This window comes from Abyssibius alkaniclasticus (assembly GCF_020447305.1).
Lineage (GTDB): Bacteria > Pseudomonadota > Alphaproteobacteria > Rhodobacterales > Rhodobacteraceae > Abyssibius > Abyssibius alkaniclasticus.
On record NZ_CP095732.1, the window covers coordinates 127228 to 145118 of the forward strand.

Here is a 17891-nt window from a genome sequence, read left to right on the forward strand (position 1 = left end):
TCAAGCGAAACGATGTTATTGCACATCAATGTAGAAAACCGACCAGACCCAGTTGCTGTCGTCAATGTCATTGAGATCGTCGCGGCTGCCGCGCGCAAATACCAGCTGGCTTGGCCCGAAATCCCCAAGGCCAAGAAACGCACCATCGCGTTTGAGCGCCAGGATCGGATCTTTTGCCAGCAATTCAGCCAGCGGCAGTTCCAGGGTGAACCCGTCAAGCGCGCGCAGCGAAATGGTTGTGCCCGTCACACCTGCCAGACGCAGAACATCGGCCAGAAGCGGGCCTTCAAACACATGCGGGCCTTTGCCTTGCGGAAAATCGGTTGTGTATGAAAGCTGGCTGAGCGTGGCAAGCGTTGCATAGTCAAAGGTCGCCGCCGACGAAAAGGCCACGCCATTATAGTCGAACAGTTTATCGTAATCCGGGTCCATTGCGCCGCGCGAATAGTTGGCGACATCGCCTGTAACGGTCAGAATCGCCGGGCCGCGCAGCTCGGCCTGGGCCTGGCTGGCGCCGCCCATGCCAATAGCAAAAGCCAGCGCTAAGAAGAGCTTAAACATCGTCTGTCCTGTTGATACATCTATAGTTTTTTTATGAATCGGCATTGCAGCCGTGGGTTGTTATGGCAAACTTGGGCCGTTCACGCAAGTAATTTTGCGCAGCCCGCCGAAAGCCTTCAGGAATTACATGCAATACTTGTAGTAAAACAGAAATGGCGCAACTTCCCCGATATGGGAAAAATTGCGCCATGTATTTCGTTTATTGGGCCGGGCGCGTCAGGGTGCTGCGACGCGCGATTCAAACCGCGGGGTTACTGCCAGCGGGTCGCCTTTCACGCCGCAACCCGCCAAAGCGGCAAGGGCAAGGAGCAATAGTAGCGGCTTCATTTCAGCACCTCTTTCCAGCGTTCAACCTGCGCGCGCACATTCGCGGGCGCCGTGCCGCCAAAGCTGGTGCGGCTGGCCACCGAATTATCGACCCCAAGCACGGCAAACACCTCTTGGGTAATTTCGGGATGCCCGGTCTGCATGTCTGCAAGCGTCAGTTCATCCAGGTCGCACCCCTTGTCTTCGGCCAGTTTGACCAGCGCGCCGGTCACATGATGGGCGTCGCGGAACGGCAGGTTCAGGCGGCGCACAAGCCAGTCGGCCAGGTCGGTGGCGGTTGAAAACGCAGCCCCGGCCGCCGCGCGCAAGGCGGGCGGGTTTGGCTTGAGGTCGGCCATCATCCCGGTCATGGCGGCCAGGCTCAGCATCAGCGTATCGGCGGCGTCAAACACCTGTTCCTTGTCTTCCTGCATGTCCTTTGAATAGGTCAGCGGCAGGCCCTTCATCATTGTCAGAAAGGCCACAAGCGCGCCGTTGATGCGCGCACCCTTGGCGCGGATAAGCTCGGCTGCGTCGGGGTTTTTCTTTTGCGGCATGATCGAGGAGCCGGTTGAAAACCTGTCGGACATGATCACAAAGCGGAACTGGGCCGAAGACCAGATGACAAGCTCTTCCGCCAAACGGCTGAGATGCGTGCCGCAAATGGCCGCCGCGGCCAGAAACTCCATCGCAAAATCTCGGTCCGACACGGAATCCAGGCTGTTGGCCGTGGGGCGATCAAAGCCCAGCGCGCTGGCGGTCATCTCGCGATCAATCGCAAAGCCGGTGCCGGCCAGCGCGGCAGCGCCAAGCGGGCTTTCATTCATCCGCGCGCGGGCATCGGCAAAGCGCGCCTTGTCGCGGGCCAGCATTTCGACATAGGCGAGCATATGGTGCCCCCATGTCACTGGCTGGGCGGTTTGCAAATGCGTAAAGCCGGGCATGATCATATCGGCCCCCGCTTCGGCCTGCGCCACCAGCACCTGCATCAGCGCGCTGATGCTGGCAATTGCGGCATCGCACTGGTCGCGCACCCAAAGCCGAAAGTCGACAGCCACCTGGTCGTTCCGGCTGCGCGCGGTATGCAGCCGCCCGGCGGGCGCGCCGATCAGCGCCTTCAGCCGTGCTTCGATATTCATGTGGATGTCTTCAAGCGCGGCAGAAAATTCAAATGTGCCACCCTCGATTTCTGACAAGATCGTGAGCAGGCCTTCCGAAATCGCCCTGGCATCGCTATTGGTGATAATACCACAGGCGGCCAGCATGGCGGCATGGGCGCGCGAGGCTTCGATATCCTGCTTGTAAAGCCGTTTGTCAAAGCTGATCGAGGCGTTGATCGCCTCCATGATCGCGTCTGGCCCGGCAGCGAACCGCCCGCCCCACATTGCATTTGCACCCGATTTGTCCGACATTCACCCCTCCAACCCAAGGCCTGCCATGACCCTGCGAAAACTTAGCTTTGCCCTGCTATATGCCGCCACAGCACTGGTTGCAAACCCCGGCATTGCCGGCACGCTTTCCGCCGAGGAACGCGCGGCCATTGAATCGATGCGCAGCGACAGTCTGCGCCGGCTCGTCATTCACAGTGAACCGCGCGACGTGGTTGATGTCGGCTATGTTTCAAAGGCGGGTGAAGCGCAAACCATTCCTGCCAACGGGCGGCTGAATGTCGTGAATTTCTGGGCCACCTGGTGCGCGCCCTGCCGCGAGGAAATGCCGGCGCTAGACCGTTTGCGTGCAGAACTGGGCGATGAGGCCGGCGTGATCGCCATTGCCACCGGGCGCAACCGGGTCGAGGATATCGAGCGTTTCAACGAAGACGTCGGCGTGACCATGCCCATAAACCTTGACCCGCGCGGCGATTTGGCCGCCGCACATGGCGCAATGGGCCTGCCCACGACGATTGTTTTTGATGGCGAGGGCCGCGAAATTGCCCGCCTGACTGGGGCTGCGGAATGGGACAAGGCCGGGCCAATCATCCGCGCCCTTGCCGCGGCCTTGGCGGATTAGACTTCCGCATGGCGAAAGCAGGTGACGGCATGATCATTCACAAGCCCCGCCGCCTGCATGAACGCATAGCAGATGACCGGCCCGCAAAAGTTGAAGCCGGCCGTCTTCAGCCGTTTTGAAAGCGCGGTCGAGGCGGGTGTGCTGGCCGGCACATCGGCCTGCGCCTGCACGCGGTTATCGATGGGCGCGCCTTCGACCGTTTGCCAGATGAACGCCGCAAAACCTTTGCCCGCTTCAATTTTCTGCCAGGCCTGCGCGCCTTTGATGGCCGCAACGATCTTGCCACGATGCCGGATGATCCCCTCATCCTGCAAGGCTGCCTCGACCTGCGCGTCGCCCCAGCCTGCCAGAATATCGGGGTTGAAATTCGCGAATCGCGCATAAAAATTCTCGCGTTTGCGCAAAATGGTGATCCAGCTCAGCCCGGCCTGAAAGGATTCGAGCATCAGTTGCGCAAAAAGTGCGCGGCTGTCGCGGCAGGGCACGCCCCATTCGCGGTCATGATAGGCAATATATAGCGGATCATCGCCGCACCATGCGCATCTGTGCTGCATTTTAATTTCCTTTAGAACAATCCGTGAATATTCATATCGTGTTAACGGCTTGCAGGCAATCTTGGGCCAGACCGAGGATAATGCCATGCACAGCCGAACGGCACCCGACCCGAACCAAACCGCGCGCAGTGTTGCGCTTGTGACCGACGCGCTGCAGCACGGGCGTATCGGTCTGGCCTGGCAGCCGGTCCTGCGCAGCGGCCCGCAAGGGATGGTGGCGTTTTATGAAGGCTTGCTGCGCCTGCGTTGCGCCAATGGCGAGGTGATGCGCGCGGGTGAGTTTATCGACGCGGTGGAAGCAACCCCGCTTGGCCGCGCGCTCGACCGGCGTGCGCTTGGCGTTGCACTCGATCTGCTCGCCGCCGACCGGCGCTTGCGCCTTTCGGTCAATATCGGCCCCAAAACAATGCATGATGAGGGTTGGAACGCCCTGCTTGTTCAGGCCGCGCGCCAGGATCCGGGCGTGCCGGAACGCCTGATCGTCGAGCTGACGGAACGTTCCGCCATGCAGGACCCCGATGAAACCATCGCGTTTCTGGACCGTAACCGCAAGCTGGGGTGCAGCTTTGCGATTGATGATTTCGGCGCCGGGCAAACCGCCTTTGCCTATTTCCGCCGCTTCCGCTTTGACATGGTCAAGATCGATGGCGAATTCATTCGCGACCTGCACAAGAACCCCGACAATGCCATGCTGGTCAAGGTTCTGGTGCAACTGGCCCGGCATTTTGACATGCTGACCGTGGCCGAATTCATTGAGAACGAGCATGAGGCCCGCGCCGCAACCGCGCTGGGCGTGGATTGTTTGCAAGGCTATTATTGCGGGCGTGCCGGCGATGTGCCGCTTGTGATGGACATGCAACCCTACCGCGCCGCGATCTAGGGTTTGCCCACCAGTTTGGACAATTGCACCTGCATTTCGGAAAGCTGCGATTTCAGCGCATCCAGTTCCGATTCGCGCGGCTTCTTGGGCGCCTCGGCGGGTTTTTCGCCCGCACTTTCCTTTCCGCCAACCGCACCGGGAAAGGGCGAGAACATGCGCATGGCGTTTTCAAACCATTCCATATTGGTTCGCGCCAGCGACTCGAGGTTGGCAATTGCCGGATTGGCCCCAAAGGCCGAACTGATCTGCGCGCGCATGGCTTCCTGATTTTTCGTAAATGTCTCCATCGACGCATCGAGGTAGCCCGGCACAACGCCTTGGAGCGAATCGCCATAAAGCGCGATGAGCTGGCGCAGAAAATTCGTGGGCAACATGGTATTGCCCTTGGATTCCGCCTCGAAAATGATCTGGGCCAGAACCGAGCGGGTGATATCTTCGCCGGATTTCGCGTCATGCACGACAAAATCTTCGCCGTCACGCACCATCTGGCTTAGATTTTCAAGCGTTACATAGCTGGATTTGGCGGTATTGTATAACCGTCGGTTGGCGTATTTCTTGATGACGATCGGTTCGTCGCTTTGTGTGGGTTCAGCCACATGCGCCTCCTTGGACCATTTCCACCAGCTTAGTCAGCATTTTGCGCTGCCGCAAAGCAATTTTGCAAGCGCGAAGGCCGGCATCCATGTTATGGCGAAGTCATGAGCCGCAAGACCACGCCCACGCCACCCAAAGCGCCAGCCCCGCAGCAAAGCGCCGCCGCCGCCTATCTTGACCTTTGGGAAGCCAATATCACGCTTTTTGCGCGCGAAGATGTGCCCAGCACGGCGGATAGGCCAAAATGATTGCGCAGCACCGCATTGGCGCGCCGCAACCGCTGGCCCAGCATGTTGCGCAAATGCTCGCGGCCTATCAGGGGGCAATGGCGGCAAGCGCAGCCCTTGGCACCGAGTCCTTTCCCTGGCACCCATCGCTCGATCCGTCCGGGCTTGAACCACCCGATCCGGTGGTGCTGGCCCAGGAGGTTGGTGCCCGTATGGCCACCACGCTGGCCGGTCTGGCGCGCTGGCAAAACCACCCCTATCGGCGAGCCCCTGAAACCGCGCCGCCCGTCTGGCAAAGCGGCGCGACGCGATTGCTGGATTATGCGCCAGACGCGCCGCACACTGCCGTGGCCGTGCTGGTCCTGCCCTCGCTGGTCAACCGCGCCTATATCATGGACCTGACGCCCGAAACTTCGGCGATGGGGCGGCTGGCGGCAGCCGGGCTGCACCCTTATTTGCTGGACTGGGGCGCACCCGGGCCCGATGAGGCGGGCTTTGGCATTCAGCACTATGTTGCGCGCGCGCGCGCCGCCCTTGCCCATATCGGGCCAGCCTGCCTGCTGGGCTATTGCATGGGCGGCACGGTTGCAGCCGGGCTGGCGGCGCGCAATTCTGAAAACATTCGCGGCCTTGTCGCGCTGGGGGCGCCGTGGGATTTTACCGCCGGCGGCGGCGTGCGCAGCCAGTTGCGCCTGCTCTACGGCCAGCATGACGGCGCGGCAGCGCGCGCCCTGCTGGGCGGGCTGGCCGAGACTTATGGCTGCATTCCTGCCGCGCTGTTCCAATCGCTGTTTGCCGCGCTCAACCCGCTGGCCTTTGCCACGAAATTCCGCCGCTTTGCGGAGCTTCGCGCAAACTCACCCGCAGAAACATGTTTCGTGGCGCTGGAAGACTGGCTGGCCGATGGCATTGCGATGTCGGCACCAGCCGCGCAGGAATTGCTGCTGGACTGGCATCTGGGCAACGCCCCTCAGCTTGGCAACTGGCAATTGGAGGGTGGCGCCGTGCGCGCGCAAAACCTGACCTGTCCCACCCTTGTTGTGGCCGGCTCGCATGACACGATCGCCCCGGCTGCGGGTGCGCTGGCGCTGGCCCGCGCAGCGCCAAAGGCCACGGCCTTCACCGCTGGAACCGGCCATGTCGGCCTCATCACCTCGGCCCGCGCCGCTCCTGTGCTATGGCAACGCGTTTGCAGCTTTGTGCAAAGCCTGTAGAATGGGTGACAGCGCCATGCCCAACTGCTATTTTGCACCGCAACATAAACCTGAAGGACCATCCCCATGACCAATATCGTGATCGCATCCGCCGCCCGCACCGCCGTTGGCAGCTTTCTGGGCAGCTTTGCCAATACGCCCGCGCATGAACTGGGTGCCGAGGCTATTCGCGCCGTTCTGGCCCGTGCGGGTGTTGATGCGGCCGATGTGTCGGAAACCATTCTGGGCCAGGTGCTGACCGCCGGTCAGGGCCAGAACCCGGCCCGCCAGGCGCATATCGCCGCCGGTCTGCCGATTGAAAGCGCGGCCTGGGGCATCAACCAGGTTTGTGGCTCGGGCTTGCGGGCCGTGGCGCTGGGTGCCCAGCACATTATGCTGAATGATGCCGAAATCGTTGTGGCGGGCGGGCAGGAAAGCATGAGCCTGTCGCCCCATGTCGCCAATCTGCGCAATGGCCAGAAAATGGGCGACCTTGGCTTTGTCGATTCGATGATCAAAGACGGGTTGTGGGATGCGTTCAACGGCTATCATATGGGCACAACGGCGGAAAACGTGGCCGAACAGTGGCAGATTTCGCGCGACCAGCAGGATGAATTTGCCGTGGCCAGCCAGAACAAGGCCGAAGCCGCGCAAAAAGCCGGCAAGTTCGCCGATGAAATCACCCCCTTCACCATCAAAACCCGCAAGGGTGAAACCGTGGTCGACCAGGACGAATATATCCGCCACGGCGCCAGCATCGAGGCGATGCAAAAGCTGCGCCCGGCATTTTCCAAAGAAGGTTCGGTTACAGCAGGCAATGCTTCGGGCCTGAATGATGGCGCGGCAGTCACCCTGCTGATGACCGAAGAAAATGCCATGAACCGCGGCATTCAGCACCTTGGCCGCATTGCGGGCTATGCAACAGCGGGGCTTGACCCGTCGATCATGGGTGTTGGGCCGGTCATGGCAAGCCGCAAGGCATTGGCCAAGGCGGGCTGGACAGTGGATGACCTCGATCTGGTCGAGGCCAACGAGGCGTTCGCCGCGCAGGCCTGTGCCGTGAACAAGGAAATGGGCTGGGATCCGGCGATTGTGAATGTGAACGGGGGCGCCATTGCCATTGGCCATCCGATCGGCGCTTCGGGCTGCCGTGTGCTGAACACGCTTCTGTTTGAAATGCAGCGCCGCGATGCCAAGCGCGGCCTGGCCACGCTGTGCATTGGCGGTGGCATGGGTGTTGCGCTCTGCGTTGAGCGTGCGTAACATTATTGCGCAATAGCACAACAAACAGAACAATCGTTTCAACAGGAGAGATCGCATGACCAGAACGGCCCTTGTAACAGGTGGAACCCGCGGCATTGGTGCGGCCATTTCGGTCGCGCTGAAAGGGGCGGGCTACACCGTTGCTGCCAATTATGCAGGCAATGACGAGGCAGCGGCGAAGTTCACCGCCGAAACCGGCATCAAAACCTATAAATGGTCGGTGGCCGATTATGATGCCTGTGTCGCGGGAATTGCCAAGGTTGAAGCCGAGCTTGGCCCGGTCGATATTCTGGTGAACAATGCCGGCATTACCCGCGATGGCATGTTTCACAAGATGACCCGCGAACAATGGTCCGAGGTGATCGACACCAACCTGTCGGGCGTGTTCAACATGACCCACCCTATCTGGGGTGGTATGCGGGACCGTAAATTTGGCCGGGTGATCAATATCAGCTCGGTCAACGGGCAGAAGGGCCAGGCCGGTCAGGCCAACTATTCGGCGGCCAAGGCGGGCGATATCGGCTTTACCCGCGCATTGGCACAGGAAGGGGCGCGCGCGGGCATTACCGTCAACGCCATTTGCCCCGGCTATATCGGCACCGAAATGGTGCGCGCCATTCCCGAAAAGGTGCTGAACGAGCGGATCATCCCGCAAATTCCCGTGGGCCGTTTGGGCGAGCCGGAAGAAATTGCGCGCTGCGTGGTCTTTCTTGCATCCGATGATGCGGGCTTTATGACCGGGTCGACCATTTCGCCAAACGGCGGCCAGTTCTTTAGCTGATTGCTGTAAGCCAAACGATGAATTATCAAGAAATGGCGCAGTTTGCGCCATTTTTTGTTAAAGGTATTATATGGTTGAACCGTCAGACATCCTGCGCTCGGTCTCGCAAATGCGCGCGCCAAGCGTTACATTGATGATGCAGTATGTCGCGCAAAAGCAGGGCGTTTCCACCGGGCGGCAAGTGCGCGAAATGTTCGCGCTGCGCTATGGTCCGGGCAAGCTGCTGCCGCATGAATATTACCGTTTGCGCGTGTATCGGCGCGACCTTTCGCGCAGTGACAAGCGCGAATTTCTGGGAGACCGGGCTGCAAAGGCGCTGAATTACGGCCTGACCGCACCCGAACTTGCCGGCGCGCGCTACATGGTCGACCAAAAGCCGGTATTTCTTGCGCTCTGCGCGGCCAGCAACCTTGCCTGCACCGAAACTCAGGCCATGTATTCGCCCCGCCAAACCGTGGGATCCTGGGCGCAACTGCGCAGTGCTGCGGAAATTGTTGCCTTCCTTCGGCATGACGCGCGCTATCCGCTCTACTGCAAGCCCACCGATAGCAAACAATCCATCGGCGGGATCGAGATCGAGCGGCTTGATGCCGACGGGCATCTGGTTTTTGGCGAAGGCCTTTCCGGGCCACACATAGAGGCGTTTGCCGCCGAGATTCTGGCCAAATTCCCAAGCGGCTATTTGTTTCAAACCTGCGAGGCAATGGCCAAGGATCTGCGCGGCCTTGCACCCAAAGGGCTTGGCCCGATGCGGCTGAACTCGATTTTAACCGAACAGGGCGCGCCGCTGGTGTTTTTCGGCTCGTTCCGGATGCCGGTCGATGGCACGGAATCCGGGCCGACAAAATCCAAGCGGCGCTATTTTGCCAATCTTGATCTTGAAAAGAACGAAATCAGCATCGCGATGGAACGCACCGACGGGGCCCATTTGATAATCGAACACCAGCCGGTGACGGGCACCAAACTGCCGGGCTTCAAGGTTGAACAGCTGCCCGATGCGGTTGCGCTGGTGAAAGCCGCCCATATGCTTATGCCCGAACTTGGGATCATCGGCTGGGATGTCGCGCTGACCGACAAAGGCCCGCTGATCATCGAGGGCAATGGCAACCCGTCATGCAGCCATTACCAGCTTGTGCGCGGGCGCGGCATCATGAATGCAGAACACAGGCCGCTTTTCGCCGCGGCCAAGGCCCGGGCCGATGCCATTTCCGCCGCGATCAAGGCGGGCAACGATGCCTGGCAGCTTGGCGCGATACGCGACATCGTGGCGTTGGAGCGCGGGCGCTTCAATTCCTAGGCTGGTAACTGCCCGATTGCGGCGCTAATTGTTGCGCAACCACATTTTGCGGAGCCTCACATGCGAATCGGAATTCTTGAAACGGGCAATGTTTCGGATGCGCTGAAAGCGCGGTTCGGCGATTATCCCAGCATTTTTCATGCGCTCATCCATACCCGGTTGCCCGATGCGGAGTTCATTGATGTGTCTATCGTCAATGGCGAAAAACTTGGCCGCCCGGATGACGCCGATGGCTGGCTGATCACCGGCTCGCGGCACGGCGTATACGAAGATCTGGACTGGATCAATGCGCTCAAGGCCTTTGTGCGCGACTGTGTGGCCCAGAATGTGCCGCTGGTTGGCATATGCTTTGGCCACCAGCTTATTGCCGAGGCGATGGGTGGCAAGGTTGAAAAATCGGAACGCGGCTGGGGGCTGGGTGTGCATGAATATCAAACCCACAACCTGCCGGGCTGGATGGCCGATCTCAAGTCCAGCTTCAAGGGCTATGCCGTGCATCAAGACCAAATCGTAACGCCGCCGAGCAGCGCGCAGATCATCGCCAGCTCCGAATTTTGCCCTTATGCGGCAATGGTTTATGGCAACCCCGATGCGCCCGATGCCATTACCGTGCAATCCCATCCGGAGATGACCGCCGAATTTGTGCAAGGGCTGATCGATACGCGGTTGAACGCAATCGTGCCCGCCGAGCGCGTGGCCCTTGCCGAAGCCGGGCTCGTGCAGCAGGTGCAAAACGATATCTGGACCGCGCTGATCGCCCGTTTTCTTGAGGCGGCCAGCAAGCGCCGCGCCAGCGCCGCAGCTTGAGCAGCCTGCGTGCAACCCTCCTGGGCAGCATTGCGGTGCTGCTTTGGGCGCTGCTTGCGCTGTTCACCACGCTTTCCGGTGGTTTGCCGCCCTTCCAGCTTTCGGCAATCAGCTTTGCGCTTGGGGCGGCGATTGGCCTGCCCAGCCTGATCCGCCAGCGCGCCCGCCTGAAAGGGCTGCCATTGCGGGTCTGGCTGCTTGGGGTTGGTGGGATATTCGGCTACCACTTCTTCTATTTTACCGCCCTGGCCAATGCGCCCGCGGCCGAAGCCAGCCTTGTTGCCTATCTCTGGCCGCTGTTCATTGTGCTGTTTTCGGCACTTCTGCCGGGTGAAAAACTGCGCGCGGGCCATATGGTTGGGGCGCTCATTGCCTTTGGCGGCGCCGCCATGCTGATCGCCCGCACGGGTTTTGACATCGCTCCGGAATACTGGCTTGGCTTTGGTGCCGCGGCGTTATGCGCGCTGATCTGGTCTGGCTATTCGGTGGCCAGCCGCGCGGTGGGCGCGGTGCCCAGCATCATCATCGCCGCCTATTGCGCCATTTCCGCCCTCTTGGCGCTGGCCAGCCATCTGCTGTGGGAAACAACGGTCTGGCCGCAAACCACGCAGGCCTGGCTGGCCTTGCTTGCGCTTGGGCTTGGCCCGGTCGGACTGGCGTTTTACGTGTGGGATATTGGCGTGAAACGCGGCAATATCCAACTGCTCGGCGTGCTGGCCTATGCAGCCCCCGTGCTGTCGACACTCGTTCTGGTTCTGGCGGGCCTTGCGCCTGCCACGCCGGTTTTGCTTGGCGCGGCAGCCCTTATTGCATTTGGTGCGCTGGTTGCGGCGCGAGCCTAGCGCTCAATGCGCGCTCAGCCGCTCGATCTCATCCTTCAGGCGCAGCTTTTCGCGCTTCATTTCAATCAATGACAGATCATTGCTCCCCGGACTGCGTTGGTCTTTGCTGATTCGATCTTCCAATGCGGCGTGTTTCTTACGCAATTCGGAAATATGGCTGTCGAGATTCATGCGTGCCTCCTTTGGGTTGCTTGCCTGGGCATTGCACCACGAAAACCGCGCCCTGTCACCTAAGCTTCACATAAAATTTGGCCGGCTTCAGCGCGCTGGGCGCAAAAGTGCCAATGGCGCCATATCGCGCAGAATTGCGCGCGCAACCGGGCTATAGGCATCATCGGCAGCCCCGTGCTGCGCGCCTTCATGCACGATGAGCGGCGCAAGCAGCCGCAGCGGGCCGCGCGCGCCCTTCACCGCCTGCACAATCAGGCGCCCGGCGCAGCGCCCCTGGCGCGCGGCCAGCGGCAGCACGGTCACATCCCCCGCCCGCCCGTTCAGCGCGGCAAGAATGTCACCCAAAGCCTCGGCCCGATGCACGAGCGTGATCATGCCGCGCGGATGCAGGCGGCGCAGCGCGGCATCCACCCAGACCGACAGCGCGGTCATCGGCTGCTGCTGGGCGCGCGCCTTGCCCGCATCGCGCGGGGCGGTGCCGGCATGGTCGGCGTAAAAGGGCGGATTGGCCATGACATGATCGAAACTAAGCGCGCGCAGGCTGGCGGGCATTTCAGCAAGATCGCCGTCATGTATGGTCAGCCGCAGCCCGTTTTCCACCGCATTCAGGCGCGCAAGCGCGGCATAATCGGGCTGCAATTCCACGCCATGCGCATCAAGCCCGGCGACACGGCGGCTAAGCGCGGCCAGCGCCACGCCTGCACCGCAGCCAAGTTCCAGCACCGATTGGCCGGATTGCGCGGGCACGGCGGCCGCCAGAAACACCGGGTCGGTTGCGGCGCGATAGCCCGCAACGGGCTGCGCCAGCCACAGCCGCCCGCTTAAAAACGCATCCCGGCTGAGCGCGGATTCGGCAAACCCCATCGGCTAGGCTTTCGTTTCCAGACCATTGTCGCGCAGCACCTGTGTGGCCTCTTGCGCATCATCATCCACAACCATCACCCGGCGGGGGAACAGGCCAATCCCGCCGTAAAACACGCTCATATTCTCATCAAACACCACAACGGAAATCTCCTCACCCTCGAGCAAGGCGCGGGCAAAGGCTATTTCGGTCGGGTCTGTGCTGCGGAAAATCTCTTTCATCTGCGCAGATTATCGGGCAAACAGCGCAACGTCGAGACATGGAGCAGGTGGTTATGGCAGACAGGGGCGCTTTTGCGGAAATTCAGCACGAATTGGCCGAAGATATGGCAAAAGTGAACACGCTGATTGCCGCGCGCATGGCCTCTGAACACGCGCCGCGCATTCCGCAAGTCACCCAACATCTTGTTGGTGCGGGTGGCAAGCGGCTGCGCCCGCTGCTGACGCTGGCCACGGCGCGCATGTGCGGCTATGGCGGCGATGATCACATCAAGCTGGCGGCTACGGTTGAATTCATCCACACCGCCACGCTTTTGCACGATGATGTGGTCGATGAAAGCGCGCAGCGGCGCGGGCGGCCCAGCGCCAATTTGCTGTGGGACAACCAGACATCGGTGCTGGTGGGCGATTATCTATTCTCGCGCAGCTTCCAGCTCATGGTGGAATGTGGAAGCTTGCAAATTCTCGATATTCTCGCCAATGCCTCGGCCACAATCGCCGAAGGCGAGGTGCTGCAACTGACTGCCGCGCAAGACATTTCCACCACCGAGGCCACCTATTTGCAGGTTGTGCGCGGCAAAACCGCAGCCCTTATGGCGGCAGCCTGCGAGGTTGGCGGCGTAGTCGCGGGCCGGCCCGAAGCCGAATGCACCGCCCTGCGCGCCTATGGCGATGCACTCGGCATCGCCTTTCAGATGACCGATGATTACCTTGATTACAGCGGTGCCGCCGCCAGCCTTGGCAAGAATACCGGCGATGATTTCCGCGAACGCAAGCTGACCCTGCCCGTCATCCGCGCGATTGCCGCCGCCGATGATACGGCCCGCGCCTTCTGGAGCCGCACCATTGCCGATGGCAAGCAGCGCGAGGGCGATGTGGAACAGGCGATGGATTATCTGGCCAGCACCGGCGCGCTGGCCGATACCCGCCGCGCCGCGCTTGACTGGGCGGCCAAAGCGCGCGCCGCGCTTGCCCCGCTGCCCGCACACAGGCTGCGCGATTTGCTGGCCGATCTGACAGATTTCGTGGTCGCCCGCGCGGTTTAATGCGTTTGCGTGGCGCGCACCCACCAGCCGGGCGCCATAAGGTCGATCGCCCGCGCCGCCGCTTCGGCGGTATAGGCATCATCAAACAAGCCGAAACAGGTGGTGCCCGAGCCGGACATCCGCGCAATCTGCGCCCCATGCCCGCCAAGCGCGGCAAGGCAGTCGGCAATCACCGGGCATAGCGATACGGCGGCGCTCTGCATATCGTTGCGCTGCTGGCCAAGCCAGTTTGCAAACCCTCTGGCAGTTTTGGGCAATGCCGCCATTGGCGCGTTCTCATGCAGGCTCAAGCGCGCAAATACATCGGGAGTGCGCAGCGCAATGCCGGGATTGACCAGCACCAGATGCAGCCCTTTCAGCCAGGGCAGTTCGGCCAGATTCTCGCCAATGCCGCGCATATGCTGGGCGGTATTGCGCATACATACCGGCACATCGGAGCCAAGTTCAAGCTGCTTGGCCAGTTTGGGCAGCGGCCGCTTCCAGGCCCGCGCCGCCAGCCGCAGCATGGCAGCAGCATCGGCAGAGCCGCCGCCAATGCCTGCCGCGACCGGCAGGTTCTTGGTAAGCGTGATTTTGGCCCCTGCATCTTCGGGCATCATCAGCCGGGCGGCGCGCAAGATGATATTGTCATGCGCATCCAGCGCCTGCGCGAACGCACCGCCAATATGCAGATGCAGCCCGTAGCCTTCGGTGGTCATATCCAGACGATCGCCGTAATCGGTAAAGACAACGAGTGAGTCGAGCAGGTGGTAGCCGTCATTGCGCCGCCCGGTCACATGCAGCGCAAGGTTCACCTTGGCCGGGGCAGTTTCATGAAACGCGCTACTGGTTGCCATTTCCTTCTTCCTCAAGCACCGCATCCAAACCGCGTTCGAGCTTTGCTTCAATCCGGGGGCGGTCGATATCGGTCGAGCGGCTGTCTAGCGCGCGTTGCCATTGGAAGGCGGCTTCGCGCTCCCGTCCCACCATCCATAGCACATCGCCGTAGTGATCGTTCAGAATTCCGTCGCCGGGGCGCAGCAGCACCGCGTCGAGCATGACCGAAACCGCCTCGTCATAGCGGCCCATCCGGTAATAGGCCCAGCCAAGCGAGTCGGTGATATAGCCGTCATCGGGGCGTTGTTCCATTGCGCGCTCGATCATGCCCAGCGCCTCTTCCAGCGCCAGGCCACGGTCAACCAGCGAATAGCCCAACATGTTCAGCACCAGCGGCTGCTCGGGGGAAAGTTGCAGCGCCAGGCGCAAATCGGCCTCGGCCTCGGGCCAGCGGTCTTCGCGCTCCAATGCGGTGGCACGGGCATAGTAAAGTGACCAGGCCGAAGGCGCTTCGGGGTTGTCAAGCGCAGCAATCGCACGGCTGTAAACCTCGACCGCCTCGCCAAAGCGCGCGGCGCGGCGCAGCCCGTCGCCCAGCATGTTCAGTAGGCTCGGCACCTCGCCTTGCATGGCAATCGCGTCTTGCAGCACCTCAATGGCGGCATCGATTTCGCCTTGCGCCTCCAGCACGCCCGCCTTGCCCGCCAGGGCAACCAGCGCCAGCGGCGCATCATCATCCACGGCGTTATAGGCCGCCAGCGCCAGCGCATTCTGCCCCTCGCCAACCAGAATATCGCCGATAAGCACGGCGACATCGTCGCGCGCAGGGTTCAGATAGGCCGCAAGCCGCGCGAAAAACAGCGACAGGCGCAAGGCATCATCGTTGCGCAGGGCTTCGGCCATCAGCATCAGCGCCTCGGCGGCGCCATCAAGCGGGCTGGCAACGCGGTCAAACGAAACGGGTGCGCCGGCAATGACATTGCGGCGCAGCGCGTTGGCTTCAGCATCGTTGATACGCGCACCGGCGCCCCGGGTCATCAGCAGGCGCGCGCCTTCATAATCTTCAAGCGTTGCCAGTATCTGCGCATGGGCCAGCACCGCGCCACGGCTGACATAGGCCGCTTCGCCCGCCGCCTGATACAGCCGTGCCGCACTTTCAAAATCGCCGACATAGGCATTGGCAAGCGCCTGATGATAGGCCGACACACCGCGCAGACCGCTGGTTGTATTCAGCGCCTCGAACCGTGCGACCCCGTCGCCAAACTGCCCGGCCCCAATGGCGGCCCAGCCCGAAAGCAACTGGTTCAGCATCGGGTTCTGGGTAAGCGTTTCATCGTCGAGCGCCGCCAGCGCCGCCTCGAAATCGCCCGAGACCATTGCCGAAACCGGCACCAATGTGCCCGAAAATTCGTCCCGCGCGCCCAAGGCCGCCATTGTTTCGGCAAAGGCCACCGCCCCGGCGACATCGCCAATCGCGACATGGGTGACCATCGCGCCCTGGGCCATGACCGGATTGCCCGGCGCTTCGGCCAGCCCGGCGGCATAGTAGCGCGCGCCCGCCTCGAATGCACCATCGCGCGTGGCCACAACGGCGGCCAGATAGGCCCCGGCGCCTTCTTCCTGGGCCAAGGCCGGCGCAAGCGACAGATGCAACGCCAATAGGGCAACGAAAACGCGGGTGGGTCTGGGCATAAAAGGCTCGCTCTTTGCTATAATCCGTATGCCCAGCAGGTTAGGCTGCCGGGCAGGCGAGTGCAACGCAGGCAGGCGGCCGGCGCGATCACATATTCGGGTAAGCCGGCCCCTCGCCGCCTTGCGGCACGACCCAGGTAATGTTCTTGCTTGGGTCCTTGATGTCGCAGGTTTTGCAATGCACGCAGTTTTGGGCGTTGATCTGAAAGCGCGGATTGCTGCCATCGGCATCGCGAATCACCTCATAAACACCGGCCGGGCAATACCGCTGCGCGGGCTCGGCATAGTCGGGCAGGTTCACGCCAATGGGGATGGACGGGTCAGCCAATACCAGATGACAGGGCTCATCCTCGGCATGGTTGGTGGCGGAAAACGCCACATTGGTCAGCCGGTCAAAGCTGAGCTTGCCATCGGGCTTGGGGTAGTCGATGACCGGATAATCGGCCGCCTTGCCGGTGGCGTCGGCGTCAGACTTGCCATGTTTGCGCGTGCCAAGCGGGTTCCAGCCGGTAAGATTGGCCACCCACATATCAAAGCCCGAAATGAACATGCCGATCAGCGGGCCAAAGCGTGCATTGATCGGGGCCGCATTGCGCACACGCTTCAAATCCTTGCCCACGGGGCCGGATTTCAGCACTTTGTCATAATCGGCCAGCACATCGCCCGCGCGGCCCGCCGCAATGGCGGCCGCCGCGGCATCGGCGGCATGAATGCCCGACAGCATGGCGTTATGGTTGCCCTTGATGCGCGGCAGGTTCACCAGCCCGGCCGAACAGCCCAACAGCGCCCCGCCCGGAAAGGCGGTTTGCGGAATGGACTGGTAACCGCCCTTTGTGACCACGCGCGCGCCATAAGAGACGCGTTTACCACCCTCAAGCACCTTGGCAATATCGGGGTGGTGCTTCCAGCGCTGGAACTCCATATAGGGAAACAGATGCGGGTTCTTGTAGTTCAGATCGACGATGTAACCGACATAAACCTGATTGTTTTCAAGATGATACATGAAGGAGCCGCCGCCAGCCCTCCACCCCAGTGGCCAGCCAAGCGAATGCGTGACCTGCCCCTGTTTGTGGTTCTCGGGCTTCACGTCCCAAATCTCTTTCATGCCAAGGCCGAATTTTGGCACATCGCAATCTTTTGCCAGATCAAACCTGGCAATCACCTGCTTGGACAGGCTGCCGCGCGCGCCCTCGCTCAGGAACACATATTTGCCGTGCAGCTCCATGCCGGGCTCGTAATTCGGCCCCTCGCTGCCATCGGCATTCAGGCCGAACACACCGGCAACCACGCCTTTCAGGCTGCCATCCTCGTTCCAGACAAGGTCGGAACAGGCCATGCCGGGGAAAATCTCCACGCCTAAACCTTCGGCCTGCTCGGCCAGCCAGCGGCAGACATTGCCCATGCTCACGATGTAATTGCCGTGGTTGCTCATCAGCGGCGGCAGAATGAAATTCGGCAGGCGCAGCGCGCCGCCCTGCCCCATGAGCAGGAATTTATCCTCGGTCACTTCGGTTTCAATCGGCGCGCCCATACTGCGCCAGTCGGGCAGCAAACGGTTCAGCCCGCACGGGTCCAGCACCGCGCCCGAAAGGATATGCGCGCCAACTTCCGCGCCCTTTTCCAGCACCACAACCGCCAATTCGGGGTTGATCTGCTTGAGCCGGATCGCCGCCGAAAGGCCCGCAGGCCCGGCCCCGACAATCACCACATCATATTCAGCCGCTTCGCGTTCCACTGCGCTCATTGCACTCTCCCCAAGATCAGTTGCTCA

The 17891-nt window shown here is 61.4% G+C and carries 20 protein-coding genes; 10 read left to right on the forward strand and 10 right to left on the reverse strand.

From position 1 onward, the window contains the following. Positions 1-15 precede the first annotated feature (15 nt). Both LGT41_RS00665 and argH read right to left on the reverse strand, forming a co-directional pair. A complete protein-coding gene (locus tag LGT41_RS00665; protein ID WP_274128069.1) occupies positions 16-561 on the reverse strand; it encodes a putative pterin-binding protein in 546 nt (181 codons plus the stop codon). 323 nt (positions 562-884) lie between these two features. Then, positions 885-2279, reverse strand: coding sequence for an argininosuccinate lyase (gene argH / locus LGT41_RS00670; protein WP_274128070.1), 1395 nt, complete (start codon positions 2277-2279; stop codon positions 885-887). Between the two features lie 25 nt (positions 2280-2304). On the opposite strand from argH, the gene LGT41_RS00675 reads away from it, so the two are divergent. Continuing rightward, positions 2305-2877, forward strand: a complete 573-nt coding sequence (locus LGT41_RS00675; RefSeq protein WP_274128071.1) for a TlpA family protein disulfide reductase — start codon at positions 2305-2307, stop codon at positions 2875-2877. On the opposite strand, the gene LGT41_RS00680 is transcribed toward LGT41_RS00675, so the two are convergent. Beyond that, positions 2874-3431, reverse strand: coding sequence for a DNA-3-methyladenine glycosylase I (locus tag LGT41_RS00680; protein ID WP_274128072.1), 558 nt, complete (start codon positions 3429-3431; stop codon positions 2874-2876). The two genes, LGT41_RS00675 and LGT41_RS00680, sit on opposite strands and share 4 nt — an antisense overlap. Before the next feature lie 85 nt (positions 3432-3516). Between LGT41_RS00680 and LGT41_RS00685 the strand changes: the two genes are divergently transcribed. Continuing rightward, entirely contained in the window at positions 3517-4311 is a 795-nt protein-coding gene (locus LGT41_RS00685; protein WP_274128073.1) for an EAL domain-containing protein, read from the forward strand. Here LGT41_RS00685 and phaR read toward each other — a convergent pair. Further along, positions 4308-4907 (reverse strand): polyhydroxyalkanoate synthesis repressor PhaR, encoded by a 600-nt coding sequence (gene phaR / locus LGT41_RS00690; protein WP_274128074.1) that lies wholly within the window; start codon positions 4905-4907, stop codon positions 4308-4310. The genes LGT41_RS00685 and phaR overlap by 4 nt on opposite strands. Before the next feature lie 102 nt (positions 4908-5009). On the opposite strand from phaR, the gene LGT41_RS00695 reads away from it, so the two are divergent. The 7 genes from LGT41_RS00695 (at position 5010) to yddG (ending at position 11315) form a co-directional block, all read left to right on the forward strand. Next, the gene (locus tag LGT41_RS00695; protein ID WP_274128075.1) at positions 5010-5153 is read left to right on the forward strand and encodes a hypothetical protein; all 144 of its coding nucleotides are present in this window, start codon (positions 5010-5012) and stop codon (positions 5151-5153) included. After that, the gene (locus LGT41_RS00700) at positions 5150-6346 is read left to right on the forward strand and encodes an alpha/beta fold hydrolase (protein ID WP_274128076.1); all 1197 of its coding nucleotides are present in this window, start codon (positions 5150-5152) and stop codon (positions 6344-6346) included. The genes LGT41_RS00695 and LGT41_RS00700 overlap by 4 nt, the downstream gene beginning before the upstream one ends. 66 nt (positions 6347-6412) lie before the next feature. After that, positions 6413-7588 carry an acetyl-CoA C-acetyltransferase gene (locus LGT41_RS00705; protein WP_274128077.1) on the forward strand — a complete coding sequence of 392 codons (1176 nt, stop codon included), beginning with the start codon at positions 6413-6415 and terminating at the stop codon, positions 7586-7588. Between the two features lie 55 nt (positions 7589-7643). Further along, the gene (gene phbB / locus LGT41_RS00710) at positions 7644-8369 is read left to right on the forward strand and encodes a beta-ketoacyl-ACP reductase (protein WP_274128078.1); all 726 of its coding nucleotides are present in this window, start codon (positions 7644-7646) and stop codon (positions 8367-8369) included. A 70-nt stretch (positions 8370-8439) separates the two neighbouring features. After that, a complete protein-coding gene (locus LGT41_RS00715) occupies positions 8440-9666 on the forward strand; it encodes a sugar-transfer associated ATP-grasp domain-containing protein (protein WP_274128079.1) in 1227 nt (408 codons plus the stop codon). Between the two features lie 60 nt (positions 9667-9726). Further along, positions 9727-10473 (forward strand): type 1 glutamine amidotransferase, encoded by a 747-nt coding sequence (locus LGT41_RS00720; protein ID WP_274128080.1) that lies wholly within the window; start codon positions 9727-9729, stop codon positions 10471-10473. Beyond that, on the forward strand, positions 10470-11315 hold the full coding sequence (gene yddG / locus LGT41_RS00725) for an aromatic amino acid exporter YddG (protein WP_274128081.1): 846 nt from the start codon (positions 10470-10472) through the stop codon (positions 11313-11315). Before LGT41_RS00720 ends, yddG begins: the two co-directional genes overlap by 4 nt. Before the next feature lie 3 nt (positions 11316-11318). Here the strand turns inward: yddG and LGT41_RS00730 are convergent, their stop codons facing one another. From LGT41_RS00730 to LGT41_RS00740, 3 genes are all read right to left on the reverse strand, one after another. Next, positions 11319-11486, reverse strand: coding sequence for a YdcH family protein (locus LGT41_RS00730; protein WP_274128082.1), 168 nt, complete (start codon positions 11484-11486; stop codon positions 11319-11321). Between the two features lie 87 nt (positions 11487-11573). Continuing rightward, on the reverse strand, positions 11574-12350 hold the full coding sequence (locus tag LGT41_RS00735; protein ID WP_274128083.1) for a tRNA1(Val) (adenine(37)-N6)-methyltransferase: 777 nt from the start codon (positions 12348-12350) through the stop codon (positions 11574-11576). A 3-nt stretch (positions 12351-12353) separates the two neighbouring features. Then, positions 12354-12569: a putative signal transducing protein gene (locus LGT41_RS00740; protein WP_274128084.1), complete on the reverse strand. Its 216-nt coding sequence runs from the start codon at positions 12567-12569 to the stop codon at positions 12354-12356. Between the two features lie 53 nt (positions 12570-12622). Between LGT41_RS00740 and LGT41_RS00745 the strand changes: the two genes are divergently transcribed. Further along, entirely contained in the window at positions 12623-13612 is a 990-nt protein-coding gene (locus LGT41_RS00745; protein WP_274128085.1) for a polyprenyl synthetase family protein, read from the forward strand. Here LGT41_RS00745 and LGT41_RS00750 read toward each other — a convergent pair. The 3 genes from LGT41_RS00750 to LGT41_RS00760 form a co-directional block, all read right to left on the reverse strand. Then, complete coding sequence (locus LGT41_RS00750) at positions 13609-14448, reverse strand: 4-(cytidine 5'-diphospho)-2-C-methyl-D-erythritol kinase (RefSeq protein ID WP_274128086.1); 840 nt, start codon at positions 14446-14448, stop codon at positions 13609-13611. The two genes, LGT41_RS00745 and LGT41_RS00750, sit on opposite strands and share 4 nt — an antisense overlap. Further along, positions 14435-16120, reverse strand: coding sequence for a tetratricopeptide repeat protein (locus tag LGT41_RS00755; protein ID WP_274128087.1), 1686 nt, complete (start codon positions 16118-16120; stop codon positions 14435-14437). The genes LGT41_RS00750 and LGT41_RS00755 overlap by 14 nt, the downstream gene beginning before the upstream one ends. A gap of 88 nt (positions 16121-16208) precedes the next feature. Further along, positions 16209-17864 carry an electron transfer flavoprotein-ubiquinone oxidoreductase gene (locus tag LGT41_RS00760; protein ID WP_274128088.1) on the reverse strand — a complete coding sequence of 552 codons (1656 nt, stop codon included), beginning with the start codon at positions 17862-17864 and terminating at the stop codon, positions 16209-16211. Positions 17865-17891 lie beyond the last annotated feature (27 nt).

Coding starts and splice junctions, on each gene's coding strand:
- LGT41_RS00745 (WP_274128085.1), top strand. CDS start 12,623: ATGGCAGACAGGGGCGCTTTTGCGGAAATTCAGCACGAATTGGCCGAA.
- LGT41_RS00665 (WP_274128069.1), bottom strand. CDS start 561: ATGTTTAAGCTCTTCTTAGCGCTGGCTTTTGCTATTGGCATGGGCGGC.
- LGT41_RS00755 (WP_274128087.1), bottom strand. CDS start 16,120: ATGCCCAGACCCACCCGCGTTTTCGTTGCCCTATTGGCGTTGCATCTG.
- phbB (WP_274128078.1), top strand. CDS start 7,644: ATGACCAGAACGGCCCTTGTAACAGGTGGAACCCGCGGCATTGGTGCG.
- LGT41_RS00715 (WP_274128079.1), top strand. CDS start 8,440: ATGGTTGAACCGTCAGACATCCTGCGCTCGGTCTCGCAAATGCGCGCG.
- LGT41_RS00675 (WP_274128071.1), top strand. CDS start 2,305: ATGACCCTGCGAAAACTTAGCTTTGCCCTGCTATATGCCGCCACAGCA.
- LGT41_RS00750 (WP_274128086.1), bottom strand. CDS start 14,448: ATGGCAACCAGTAGCGCGTTTCATGAAACTGCCCCGGCCAAGGTGAAC.
- LGT41_RS00695 (WP_274128075.1), top strand. CDS start 5,010: ATGAGCCGCAAGACCACGCCCACGCCACCCAAAGCGCCAGCCCCGCAG.
- LGT41_RS00720 (WP_274128080.1), top strand. CDS start 9,727: ATGCGAATCGGAATTCTTGAAACGGGCAATGTTTCGGATGCGCTGAAA.
- LGT41_RS00700 (WP_274128076.1), top strand. CDS start 5,150: ATGATTGCGCAGCACCGCATTGGCGCGCCGCAACCGCTGGCCCAGCAT.
- LGT41_RS00705 (WP_274128077.1), top strand. CDS start 6,413: ATGACCAATATCGTGATCGCATCCGCCGCCCGCACCGCCGTTGGCAGC.
- LGT41_RS00730 (WP_274128082.1), bottom strand. CDS start 11,486: ATGAATCTCGACAGCCATATTTCCGAATTGCGTAAGAAACACGCCGCA.
- LGT41_RS00685 (WP_274128073.1), top strand. CDS start 3,517: ATGCACAGCCGAACGGCACCCGACCCGAACCAAACCGCGCGCAGTGTT.
- LGT41_RS00740 (WP_274128084.1), bottom strand. CDS start 12,569: ATGAAAGAGATTTTCCGCAGCACAGACCCGACCGAAATAGCCTTTGCC.
- LGT41_RS00680 (WP_274128072.1), bottom strand. CDS start 3,431: ATGCAGCACAGATGCGCATGGTGCGGCGATGATCCGCTATATATTGCC.
- LGT41_RS00760 (WP_274128088.1), bottom strand. CDS start 17,864: ATGAGCGCAGTGGAACGCGAAGCGGCTGAATATGATGTGGTGATTGTC.
- argH (WP_274128070.1), bottom strand. CDS start 2,279: ATGTCGGACAAATCGGGTGCAAATGCAATGTGGGGCGGGCGGTTCGCT.
- LGT41_RS00735 (WP_274128083.1), bottom strand. CDS start 12,350: ATGGGGTTTGCCGAATCCGCGCTCAGCCGGGATGCGTTTTTAAGCGGG.